At 73.2% G+C, this 12220-nt stretch carries 9 protein-coding genes; all 9 read left to right on the plus strand.

Going from position 1 to position 12220, the window contains the following annotated elements:
* The first annotated feature begins 2 nt into the window (after positions 1–2).
* Positions 3–1073: an ABC transporter permease gene (locus AC069R_RS27775; RefSeq protein WP_478769523.1), complete on the plus strand. Its 1071-nt coding sequence runs from the start codon at positions 3–5 to the stop codon at positions 1071–1073.
* Positions 1070–2068: an ABC transporter permease gene (locus AC069R_RS27780; RefSeq protein ID WP_478769524.1), complete on the plus strand. Its 999-nt coding sequence runs from the start codon at positions 1070–1072 to the stop codon at positions 2066–2068. Before AC069R_RS27775 ends, AC069R_RS27780 begins: the two co-directional genes overlap by 4 nt.
* Positions 2065–3666: a dipeptide ABC transporter ATP-binding protein gene (locus tag AC069R_RS27785; RefSeq protein WP_478769525.1), complete on the plus strand. Its 1602-nt coding sequence runs from the start codon at positions 2065–2067 to the stop codon at positions 3664–3666. The genes AC069R_RS27780 and AC069R_RS27785 overlap by 4 nt, the downstream gene beginning before the upstream one ends.
* A 208-nt stretch (positions 3667–3874) precedes the next feature.
* Positions 3875–5545: a DUF3492 domain-containing protein gene (locus tag AC069R_RS27790; RefSeq protein ID WP_478769526.1), complete on the plus strand. Its 1671-nt coding sequence runs from the start codon at positions 3875–3877 to the stop codon at positions 5543–5545.
* Between the two features lie 1193 nt (positions 5546–6738).
* On the plus strand, positions 6739–7893 hold the full coding sequence (locus tag AC069R_RS27795; protein WP_478769527.1) for a hypothetical protein: 1155 nt from the start codon (positions 6739–6741) through the stop codon (positions 7891–7893).
* An 86-nt stretch (positions 7894–7979) separates the two neighbouring features.
* Positions 7980–8939 carry an NAD-dependent epimerase/dehydratase family protein gene (locus AC069R_RS27800; RefSeq protein WP_478769528.1) on the plus strand — a complete coding sequence of 320 codons (960 nt, stop codon included), beginning with the start codon at positions 7980–7982 and terminating at the stop codon, positions 8937–8939.
* A complete protein-coding gene (locus tag AC069R_RS27805; protein WP_478769529.1) occupies positions 8927–9718 on the plus strand; it encodes a spherulation-specific family 4 protein in 792 nt (263 codons plus the stop codon). The genes AC069R_RS27800 and AC069R_RS27805 overlap by 13 nt, the downstream gene beginning before the upstream one ends.
* Before the next feature lie 63 nt (positions 9719–9781).
* On the plus strand, positions 9782–10960 hold the full coding sequence (moeZ, locus tag AC069R_RS27810) for an adenylyltransferase/sulfurtransferase MoeZ (RefSeq protein ID WP_397984153.1): 1179 nt from the start codon (positions 9782–9784) through the stop codon (positions 10958–10960).
* 378 nt (positions 10961–11338) lie between these two features.
* Entirely contained in the window at positions 11339–11935 is a 597-nt protein-coding gene (locus AC069R_RS27815; protein WP_478769530.1) for a hypothetical protein, read from the plus strand.
* The last annotated feature ends 285 nt before the right edge of the window (positions 11936–12220 follow it).

The following is a 12220-nucleotide window of genomic DNA, read 5'->3' on the forward strand; positions in this document are numbered from 1 at the left end:
CCGTGACCGAGTCACCCCTCGCCACCCTGGCCGCCGGGACGGACACCCCCGTCCCGGCGGGCTCGGGGGCCCGCCGGTTCTGGCGGCGGCTGCGGGCGCAGCGCGCCGCCCTGGTCGCCGCGGCCGTCGTCGCGCTGCTCGTCCTGGTCGCGCTGGGCGCGCCGCTGTTCACCGCCCTGGAGGGCCAGGACCCCTTCACCTACCACCCGTCCCTGATCGACTCCGCGCGCGGCGGCGTGCCGGTCGGCCCCCTCGGCGGCATCGGCGCGGAGCACTGGCTGGGCGTCGAACCCCAGACCGGCCGCGACCTGTTCGCCCGCCTGGTCTACGGCGCCCGCGTCTCGCTCGGCGTCGCCCTGGCCGCCACCGTCATCCAGGTCGCCGTCGGCGTGGCCGTCGGTGTGGCGGCCGCGCTCGGCAATCAATGGGTTGATCAAGTGTTGAGCCGGATCACGGACATCATCGTCGCGATGCCGCTGATGATCATGTCGTTGGCGCTGCTGGCGGTCGTCCCGGCGAGCTTCCCGCGGCCCGTACTGGTCACCCTCGTCCTCGGCCTGATCGGGTGGGGCAGCATCGCGAAGATCCTGCGCGCGCAGGCCCTGTCCATGAAGGGGCTCGACTACGTCTCGGCGGCCCGGCTCAGCGGCTGGAAGACCTGGCGGATCGCCTGCCGGGAGCTGCTGCCCGGACTCGCCGCGCCCGTCATCACCTACGCCGCGCTCCTCGTGCCCGCGAACATCTCCGCGGAGTCGGCCCTGTCCTTCCTCGGCGTGGGCGTCAAGCCGCCCACGCCCTCCTGGGGACAGATGCTCACCGCCGCCGACGTCTGGTACCAGGCCGCCCCGCAGTACCTGCTGCTGCCGGCCGGCGCCCTGTTCGTCACCGTCCTCGCCCTCACCGTCCTCGGCGACGGCGTGCGCACCGCCCTCGACCCGCGCGCCGCCTCCCGGCTGCGGATCGGCACCGGCCGCAAGGACAAGGACGCCGACAAGGGCGCCGACAAGGACACGGCCCAGGTCACGGCCGGGGACACGGTCAAGGGCACGACCAGGAAGGAGGCGACCGCATGAGCGGCTTCGGCGGATTCCTGCTGCGCCGGGCCGTGGGCACGGTCGTCACCCTGCTCGCCATCTCGGTCATCGTCTACGTCGTCTTCTACGTCACCCCCGGCAACGTCGCCCAGATCACCTGCGGCCCGCGCTGCTCCCCGGCCCAGGTGCACCAGGTCGCCGAACAGCTGCACCTCGGCGACCCCCTCTACGTGCGCTACTGGCACTTCCTCCAGGGCCTGTTCGCCGGCCAGGACTTCTCCACCGGCACCTCCGTGGAGCACTGCGCGGCGCCCTGCCTCGGGCAGTCGTACCAGACCGGACAGCAGGTCCTGGACATCATCCTGGGCAAGCTGCCGGTCAGCCTCTCGCTGGTGCTCGGCGGCATGGTGCTGTGGCTCGCGCTCGGCGTCGGCACCGGCGTCCTGTCCGCCTGGCGGCGCGGCCGCGTCTCGGAGCGGGTGCTCACCGCGATCACCCTCGCGGGCACCGCCACACCGGTGTTCGTCATCGGCCTGGTGCTGATGATCGTCGTCTGCGGCCAGCTCCAGCTGCTGCCCTTCCCGGAGTACGTGGCCTTCACCGACGACCCCGAGCAGTGGGCCTGGAACCTGCTGCTGCCCTGGCTGTCGCTGGCCCTGATCGAGGCCGCGACCTTCGCCCGGCTGACCCGCGCCGCGATGCTGGAGACGCTCGCCGAGGACCACGTACGGACCTTCCGGGCCTACGGCGTCGGCGAGCGGGCCATCGTCGGACGGCACGCGCTGCGCGGCGCGTTCGCCCCGGTCATCGCGCTCAACGCCAACAACGTCGGCTCCGCCGTCGGTGGCGCCGTCCTCACCGAGACCCTGTTCGGGCTGCCCGGCATCGGCCAGGAACTCGTGCACGCGGTGAAGGTCGTCGACCTGCCGGTGGTCGTCGGCATGGTCCTCGTCATCGCGTTCTTCGTGGTGCTCGCCAACGCCGTCGCGGACGTGCTGTACGCGGTGGCCGACCGACGGGTGGTGCTCGCATGAGCCTGGTGGAAGTGACCGGCCTGAGCGTCGAGTTCGGCGCGCTGCGGGCCGTCGACCAGCTCTCCTTCAGCCTGGCCGAGGGCGGCGCGCTGGCCCTGGTCGGCGAGTCCGGCTCCGGCAAGTCCACGGTCGCGGGCGCCCTGCTGGGCCTGCACCGCGGCACCGGCGCCCGCGTCGGCGGCACCGTGCGCGTCGCCGGCACCGATGTCCGGCAGGCCACCGAGCAGGAACTGCGGCGGCTGCGCGGCGCCAAGGCCGCCATGGTCTTCCAGGACCCGCTCTCCTCGCTCGACCCCTACTACGCCATCGGCGACCAGATCGCCGAGGTGTACCGGGTGCACACCCGCGCCTCGCGCCGCGCCGCCCGCGCGCGTGCCGTCGAGGTCCTGGACCGCGTGGGCATCCCGGACGCCGCCCGGCGCGCCCGCTCGCGCCCGCACGAGTTCAGCGGCGGCATGCGCCAGCGTGCGCTCATCGCCATGGCGCTGGCCTGCGAACCCCGTCTGCTGATCGCCGACGAGCCCACCACCGCGCTCGACGTCACCGTGCAGGCACAGATCCTCGACCTGCTGCACACCCTGCGCACCGAGACCGGCATGGGCCTGCTGCTGGTCACGCACGACGTGGGCGTGGCCGCGGAGAGCGTCGAGGAGGTGCTGGTCATGCGGCACGGCCGGGCCGTCGAGCACGGTCCGGTCGGGGCGGTCCTCGCGGCGCCCGAGCAGGCGTACACCCGTGAACTCCTCGACGCCGTCCCGCGCGTGGACGCCCGCCGCACCGGCTCCCCCGCCACCGGCGAGGTGGTCCTGGAGGCCACCGGCCTGCGGCGCGAATTCGGGCGCGGCAAGCGGGCGTTCGCGGCCGTGGACGACGTCTCGCTGACCGTGCGCAGGGGCGAGACCCTCGGCGTCGTCGGCGAGAGCGGCAGCGGCAAGACCACCCTCGGCCGGATGCTGGTCGGCCTCCTGGACCCCACCGCGGGCGAGATCCGTTACGACGGCGGGCCGCACACCGGGGTGAACCCGGCCGTCCAGATGGTCTTCCAGGACCCCGTCTCCTCCCTCAACCCCCGCCGGGGCGTGGGCGAGTCCATCGCCGACCCGCTGCGCGCCCGCGGCGAGAAGGGCGCGGAGGCCGAGGAGCGGATCAGGGGGCGCGTGACGGAACTGCTGGAGCGCGTGGGGCTCGAAGGGGCGCACTACGACCGCTACCCGCACGAGTTCAGCGGGGGCCAGCGCCAGCGCATCGGCATCGCCCGCGCGCTGGCCGCCGACCCGCGTGTCATCGTCTGCGACGAACCCGTCTCCGCGCTCGACGTCACCACTCAGGCCCAAGTGGTCGCCCTGCTCGGCGAGTTGCAGCGGGAACTCGGCCTCGCGCTGGTCTTCATCGCGCACGACCTCGCCGTCGTCCGCCAGGTCAGCGACCGGCTCGCGGTGATGCGCCGGGGCCGGCTGGTCGAGTACGGCCCCGCCGACGAGGTCTACGACAGCCCGCGCGAGGAGTACACCCGGCAGCTGCTGGCCGCCGTACCCGCCCTCGACCCGCAGCTGGCGGCCCGGCGCCGCGCGGCGCGCCACGCGCCGGCGGCGGTGTGACAACGCGCCCGGCGTGACGTTTCGTACCCGCGTGAACGCCTAGCGCGACAAAACGCGGTTCGCACGGGAAAGTCACGCGCGTTCACCCCTTTTGGTGGCGCGATGGACAACCGTCCGTCGCGCCACCCTCTTGTCCGCTTACGTTCGTCCCGCTGTGAGCCGCCGGGACCAACGGCGGCCGACCAGGAGGAAGATCGGGGGTGCGCGCGTGCGCACGGGACTGCTGACCGAGGGCGGCTATCCCTTCGTGGGCGGCGACGCCGGCCTCTGGTGCGACCGGCTGGTGCGCGGGCTCGGGCAGCACGAGTTCGACCTCTACGCGCTCAGCCGCAGCAGGCGCCAGGAGGAACAGGGCCTGCTCCCGCTCCCGCCCCAGGTGACCCGCGTCCGGACGGCACCGCTGTGGACGGCGGACGGCGACGGCGGCCCGGTCGGATACGGCCGGCGCGCACGCCGACGCTTCACCGAGCACTACGCCGAACTGACCGCCGCGGTGTGCACGGCGGCGGACGCCGGCCAGGGGGTGACGGCCGCGGACCACAGCGCCGCCGGTGCGGTGGCGGACCGTTTCGCCAACGCCCTGTACGGGCTCGCCGAACTCGCCCGCGAGGAGGGCGGACTCGGCGCGGCGCTCCGCTCCGACCTCGGCGTGCGCACCCTGGAGCGCGCCTGCCGCGCGCCCGGTGCGCCGCGCACGGCGCGCGAGGCGCGCGTGGCCGACCTGCTCACCGTCACCGCTCACCTCGAACGCGCCCTGCGCCCCCTCTCCCTCGACTGGTACGGCGACGACGCGCTCGGCGCGGCCGACCTCTGCCACGCCACCTCCGGCGGCCCCGCCGCGCTGCCCGGACTGCTCGCCCGGCACTTCCACGGGGTGCCGCTGCTGGTCACCGAGTACGGCGTCCAGCTGCGGGCGCACTACCTGGACCGCGGGCCCGGCACCGCGCCCGCCGTGCGCGCCCTGCTCGCCGCCTTCCACGGGCGGCTCGCCACCGAGGTCTACCGCCGCGCCGAGATCCTCACACCGGGCGACGCGCACGCCCGCCGCTGGCAGGAGCGGTGCGGCGCGGACCGGGCCAGGATCCGCACCGTCTACCCCGGCATGGCGGCCGACGGCTTCGCCGAGGCCGGCGAGTCACCGGACCGCGCGGACCCGGACACCCTGGTCTGGGTCGGGCGCGTGGCACCCGCCAAGGACCTGGTCTCGCTGCTGCACGCCTTCGCCGAGGTGCGCAGGCGCGCGCCCGGCGCCCGGCTGCGCGTCGTCGGCTCGCCGGACGGACCCGAGGGGCCGGCGTACCTCGGGCACTGCCGGGCGCTCGCGGCCCAGCTCTTTCCGGACGAGGCGGAGGGGGCGCACGCGGTCGGCTGCAACCCGGTGTCCTTCGAGGAGATCGGCGGCCCGGACGCGCCCACGCTGCCCGAGGTGTACGCCGCCGGCGCCGTCGTCGTGCTCTCCAGCGTGGTGGAGGGGTTCCCGACCGGGCTCATCGAGGCCATGTTCTGCGGCCGGGCGACCGTTTCGACGGACGCCGGCGCGGTGGTGGAGGTCATCGGCGGTACGGGACTGGTCGTGCCCCCGCGCAATCCGCGGGCGCTCGCCGATGCGTGCGTGGCGCTGCTGCGCGACCCCGAGCGCCGCGCGCGCCTCGGTGCGGCGGCGCGGGCCCGAGCGCTGGAGCTGTTCACCGTCGAGCAGAACGTCGCCGCGTTCCACGGCATTTACCTGGAGATCGTCTCGCACTGCCCGGTCCGCCGCGACCTCCTCGACGCGTCCGGCGCGCCGCTGCCCTTCGCCGCCCCCGCCGAATCCCACGTCCCCGCCCACTGGCCCGCCACCCCCACCTGGGCCCTCCCCACCACGGAGCCCGCCCGATGAGCGACACACCGAGAATGCCGAGCGGCGGGGCGCCGTGGGGAGCGGGCGCGGGCCCCTCGACGGAGACGGGCCGGCGGAGGTCGGCTGGGACGGGTTCGGGGGCGGGTGAGTGGGCTTCGACCGGGGCCGGTTCGGGAGCGGGAGAGAGGGCCTCGGCGGGGGCGGGTTCGGGAGACGGGGAGCGGACTTCGGCCGGGACGGGTTCGGGGCAGGGGGAGACCTCGGCAGGGGTGGCTTCGGCGGCGGGGGAGCGCGCCTTGACCGGTACCGGTTCGGGGCAGGGGGAGTGGGTCTCGACCGGGGCCGGTTCGGGGGCGGGAAAGACCTCGGCCGGGACGGGTTCGGGGGGTGGGGAGTGGACTTCGGCCGGGACGGTTTCGGCGGCGGGGGAGCGCGCCTTGACCGGGACGGGTTCGGGGGAGGGGGAGTGGGCCTTGGCCGGGCCGGTTCCGGGTCACGGGGAGTGGGTCTCGGCCGGGGCGGGTTCGAAGGCGGGGAAGGCCTCGGGTGGGGTGGCTTCGGGGGCGGGGGAGTGGCCGGAGACGACGACCGCGACGGATCGCGCCGACGTTTCCGAGAGGCCCCCGCACGGGGGCGGGGCTTCCGTGGGCTGGCCGGATGCCCCGGCTGCCCCGGAGCACCTGCCCTCCGCGCTCGGCGCTGGGGCGTCCCCCGTCAAGTCCCCTGCCGAAGGACTCCGTTCGGGTGGGGTCTCCTCTGCTGGGGGATCGCGTGCCGGTGGGGTCTCCGCGGGCTGGCCGGGTGTCTCGGAGTATCTGGCCTCCGCGTCCGGGGCTGGGGTGGCCTCCGTGAATTCCCCTGCGGAAACATCCCGTTCGGGTGGGGTCTCCTCTGCTGGGGGATCGCGTGCCGGTGAGGTCTCCGCGGGTTGGCCGGATGGCTCGGAGTGTCGTCTGACCTCCGCGCTCGACGCTGCGGCACCCGCCGTCAATTCCCTTACCCCCACGCCGGATTCGGCCCTGACTTTTCCTGCCGGGGGCGAAGACCCCGTGAACCGGCCGGACGTCTCGATGGCCCCCCGTTCCGGGCCCGGTACTGGCCAACTCCCCCTCGATTCCCCTGCCGAGGCGCTCAGTTCGGCTGGTATCGGACCCCGCGCGGGTGAGGTCTCCGTGAGCTGGCCGGACGTCTCGGTTGCCGCCGGGTCCGTGCGTGTGCCCTCCGGTGCCGGGGTGTCCCTTTCCAAGTCGCGTGCCGGTGAGCCCCGTACATCCGCGGCCAAGCCCCCCACGCCCGCCCCCCGCCGCCCCTCCGGTGACCCCGTCAAGGCGTTGCTGCACCGGCACCGTGACCTGTGCGAGCGGGCCGTCGACGCGCTGGAGATCGCGGCCGGGCTGGAGGCGGAGGGGATCACCGACCGGACGGCGGCGCGGTTCCGGCACCGGGACGTCTTCTCGCTCGCGGAGGAGCTGTACGCGCGGGTGCCACGCGCCGTGGGACCCCAGCCGGAACCGTCGCTGCCCGTGCCCCGCGTCGGCGCGAAGTGGGCCCTGGCGAGCCTGCTGCCAGGGCTCGCCGCGGCGGGCACCGCGGCCGGGACGCGGCTCACGCAGGGACAGCCGCGGCTGCTCGCGGCCGTCGCCGGCATCGTCGCCGTAGCCCTCGCGACCCGTGTCGCCCTGCGCACCGGTCCCCTCGCCGCGCGCCGCGGACCCCATGGCCCACGCCTCACCGCGTGCACCCTCTGGCTGCTCGGCTACGCCCTGTTCGGCGACGGCCTGCTGCACAACGTGCTCACCGGCGGCCCCGACGCGCTCCCCGACGGCGCACCCGGCGGCGCCTGGCCCACCGCCACCGCGCCCGCGCTCGCCCTGACCCTCTCCCTCGCGCCGGCGGCCTGGTGCGCGCACCTCCTCACCGCGGGCGCCCGGCGCAGGCTCGCCGGCAGCCGGGGGCTCGGAGACTTCACCGCCGCCGCGCGCCCCCTGCTGCTCGGCACATTCGCCCTGTACCTCGGCGCGCTCGCCGCGCTGCTCCTGGCGTGCGGCAAGGTCCTCGGCGAACCCGCGGCCTGCCCGCAGGCGCTCACCCTCGGCGCCCTGCTCCTGCTCGCCCGCCTGCTCACCACGCACCGGCACCGGCGCGCCCCCGCCCTCGTCCTCGGCGCCGCCGCGGTCACACAGGCGGCGGCCCTCGCGCTGCCCCTCGCCGGGCGACTGCCCCACCTGGGCTTCCTCGCGACACCGGTCCGCACCCTCACGGACACCCTCGGCGAGCCCGCCGTACCGGCGCTCACCTGCGGCATCGCGGCACTGACCCTGCTGCTGCACGCCGGCCGCACCCTCACCCGCGCCTCGGCCCACGCACCCACCGGAGCACCCGAGTAAGCGCCCTTCCGCGCCGTACCACCAGCACCACCCCTTGAAGGAGACCTCCAGATGTCCACCGAACCCCTCACCCAGGGAGCCGCCCGATGAGGGTCCTGCTGATCGGAGCCAACGGTTACCTCGGCCGGTTCGTGGCCGAGCGGCTGCTCGCCGATCCCGCCGTCCAGCTCACCGCGCTCGGGCGGGGCGACGACGCGGACGTCCGGTTCGACCTCGCCACCGGCAGCCCCGGCGCGCTCACCCGGTTCCTGGGGGCGGTGCACCCCGGCGTCGTCATCAACTGCGCCGGCGCCACCCGCGGCGGCGCCCGCGAGCTGACCCGGCACAACACCGTCGCCGTGGCCACGGTGTGCGAGGCGCTGCGGCGCAGCGGCTGCGGCGCCCGGCTCGTGCAGATCGGGTGCGGCGCGGAGTACGGGCCCAGCCAGCCCGGCTCGTCCACGGCCGAGGACGCCGTACCGCGGCCCGGCGGCCCGTACGGCGTCAGCAAGCTCGCCGCCACCGAACTCGTCCTCGGCTCCGGCCTGGACGCCGTGGTGCTGCGCGTCTTCTCGCCCTGCGGCCCCGGCACCCCGGCCGGCTCCCCGCTCGGCCGGCTCGCCGAGGCGATGCGCCGCGCGATGCAGTCCGGCGACGGGGAGCTGAAGCTCGCCGGACTCGGCGTGCAGCGCGACTTCGTGGACGTACGCGACATCGCCCGCGCCGTGCACGCCGCCTCGCTCTCCGCCGCGCAGGGCGTGATCAACATCGGCTCGGGCCGCGCCGTACGCCTCCGGGACGCCGCCGGAGTGCTCGCCCGCGTGGCCGGATACGGCGGCGCGCTGCACGAACTCGACGCCCCGCCCGGCGCGCCCCGCGGCGCCCTCGGCCACCCCAGGGCCGAGGCGGAGCACACGGCCCCCGCGGCCTTCCCCTACCCGGACGGCTGCGGCGGCTGGCAGCAGGCCGATGTGCGCACCGCGCGCGACCGGCTCGGCTGGCGCCCGCGCATCAACCTGGAGGAGTCCCTGGCCGACATCTGGATGGAGGCGGCATGCCGCATCTGACCGGGGGCGCCGCCGGCGCGAGCGGTACCGCCGGGGGCCCGGCCGGCACCACCGGGGGCGCCACCGGCACCGCCGTACGCACCGCGCTCGGCGTCCCCGGTTTCGCCCACCCCCTCGTCGCCCCCGCCCAGTGGGCCGCGCTCGCCCGTCCCGGCACCCCGCTGGACTGGGTGGTGCTCGACGTGGCCGGCGGCCCCGGCGCGCGGCCCGACCCGCACTGCCTCCAGGCGGTGGACCCGCTGCACCAGGCGGGCGTCCGCGTCCTCGGCCGGCTCGACCTCGGGCGGGGCGTCCGCGCCCGCGCCGACCTGGTCCGCGACGCCCACCGCTACCTCGACTGGTACCGGGTCGACGGCTTCCTCCTCGACCGCTGCCCCCTCGGCCGCGCCGAACTCGACGGGGTGCGCGGAGTGCTCGCGGACCTGCGGGAGGTCACCAGCACTGGCCACCTCGTCCTCGGCCACGGCAGCCACCCGCATCCCGGCTACGCCGACCACGCCGACCAGCTGGTGACCTTCTCGGGCTCCTGGTCCGACTACCGCTGGTCGCAGGTCGCGGAGTGGACGGCCGACCACCCGCCCGAGCGGTTCTGTCACTTCGTGCACGGCGTGCCGCGCGGGCATCTGGAGGAGGCGCTGCGCATCGCGCGCTGGCAGGGCGCGGCCACCCTCTACTTCACGGACCGCACCCGAGGCCGGACCTCCGGAGAGCCCTGGGAGGCGATGCCCGGCTACTGGGACGAGATCGTCTCGCGCCTCGGAACAGGTGTCTCGGAATGAAGAAGGGCGTGGCAGTGTTACGGGGAGAACAAACGTAGTGATTGACCGACCAACGGAGTCCCCGTGTCGCTGCCACCCCTGGTCGAGCCGGCTGCCGAGCTCACCGTAGACGAGGTCCGCAGGTACTCCCGCCACCTGATCATCCCCGATGTGGGCATGGACGGGCAGAAGCGGCTGAAGAACGCCAAGGTGCTGTGCGTGGGCGCCGGCGGCCTCGGCTCGCCCGCGCTGATGTACCTGGCCGCGGCGGGCGTCGGCACGCTCGGCATCGTGGAGTTCGACGAGGTCGACGAGTCGAACCTCCAGCGCCAGATCATCCACAGCCAGTCCGACATCGGCCGCTCCAAGGCCGAGTCGGCACGTGACACCGTCAAGGGAATCAACCCTTACGTCAACGTGGTCCTTCACGAGGAGCGGCTCGAAGCCGAGAACGTGATGGACATCTTCCGTCAGTACGACCTGATCGTGGACGGCACGGACAACTTCGCCACCCGCTACCTGGTCAACGACGCCTGTGTGCTGCTGAACAAGCCGTACGTCTGGGGTTCGATCTACCGCTTCGACGGCCAGGCCTCGGTCTTCTGGTCCGAGCACGGCCCCTGCTACCGCTGCCTGTACCCGGAGCCCCCGCCGCCGGGCATGGTCCCCTCCTGCGCCGAGGGCGGCGTACTCGGCGTGCTGTGCGCGTCGATCGGCTCCATCCAGGTCAACGAGGCCATCAAGCTGCTCGCGGGCATCGGTGAGCCGCTGGTCGGCCGGCTGATGATCTACGACGCCCTGGAGATGCAGTACCGCCAGGTCAAGGTCCGCAAGGACCCGAACTGCGCGGTCTGCGGCGAGAACCCGACCGTCACCGAGCTCATCGACTACGAGGCCTTCTGCGGCGTCGTCTCCGAGGAGGCGCAGGAGGCGGCGGCCGGTTCGACGATCACTCCCAAGCAGCTCAAGGAGTGGATCGACGACGGCGAGAACATCGAGATCATCGACGTCCGCGAGCCGAACGAGTACGAGATCGTCTCCATTCCGGGCGCCCGGCTGATCCCGAAGAACGAGTTCCTCATGGGCACCGCCCTGGAGTCGCTGCCCCAGGACAAGAAGATCGTCTTGCACTGCAAGACGGGTGTCCGCAGTGCGGAAGTCCTCGCGGTCCTGAAGTCCGCGGGCTTCTCCGACGCCGTCCATGTCGGCGGCGGCGTCATCGGCTGGGTCAACCAGATCGAACCGCACAAGCCGGTCTACTGATCACGGGCCTCGCCCACCAGCGAGGCTGAGGAAGCCCACGGCTCTGACCTGGTCGGATGCCGTGGGCTTCTGTCGTTGTTGGTCGACGCCGGGTGACCTCGGACGGCCCAGGGACGGCCCCGTACTGCGCGGCCTTGGAAGACGCCGAGCACCTCGATGCGAACTACGGGCGGGGCGGTCGCTGAGGCCTGCACGGCTGGTCGCCCGCGTGCGTGTGGTCGGTGATGACCGGCTGCGGTCGCGGTGGGCGCTGTACTTCGCTGCTGTACCGCAGCGCTGGATGAGGCACGGGTGTCCTCACCCCGAAGCTTCACAAATCTGGATGTAAGGCCTCGCGAAGCCTGCCATGCTGTGACCAGTCAGCTTAGGGAGCCTCTGTTGATTGAGTTCACGTCAAACCCAGACCTTTTCAAAGCGATTGGCCGAGTGGCAGTCGAAAGCGCTCAAGTCGATGAGATGTTGCGTGAGATGATTTCTGATCTTCTCCCGGAGAGCGCTGATGACGTTTGGATTCTCTTCGAAGGTCAAAGCAGCGAATGGCTGAGCGAAACGTTCAAAACAATGCTCGCGCACGTTGATGGCAGATACCGCTTGTGGGCTCGTGAAGATCACGAAGAGTTCCGTAAGCTCCTGGGGGCGGCAGCCCAACTGCGCGTTCTACGCAACGCGGTAGTCCATGGCACTTGGCGTGAGGAGCTCACCCTTGGCTGGTCGGAGGGTGATGACTACATCGGCCGCCCTTGGAAGGACGGCCAGTCGGACGAGAAGATCTTTTGGTGTATTCGAAGCAGGCAGCGAAAAGGTTTGCAGGAGCGAGAGTTCTCAATCTCGGACGTTGAGCGGCTTGCAACAGAAATAGCGGAAAATCGACAGATGATGGCAGATCTGTTCCGAAAAGAGACGAAAACTCACCCTGGCGCTGGGAATACCTTGAAGAGATGGCCTAGCGTGAATGGCCAGACTGCCGCAAACTAAAGTCGCTGAGCCGACCGCCCCAGCCACGACGGTGTTCTTACCTCGGCTGAGCCGTCTTACCCTTACCCCGGCCTGGTCTTCGCCCCTTTGTGGGCGCGGACGGGCGACGGCGCGCGGCCCCGGTGACGAAGGCAAGGAGGGGTAGCGCGGCGGCGACCGTCCGGCGCCGGGGGGGTTGTGGCGGGAAACCCAGGGGCACAGTCCCCGTCCAGGACATACACGGGGAGCGAACGGTCACGGCAGTACAACCCTCCGGGCCGGGTCCGCACCGATGCCGAAGTTTGG

The sequence above is a fragment of the Streptomyces sp. NPDC043952 genome, from assembly GCF_056435325.1.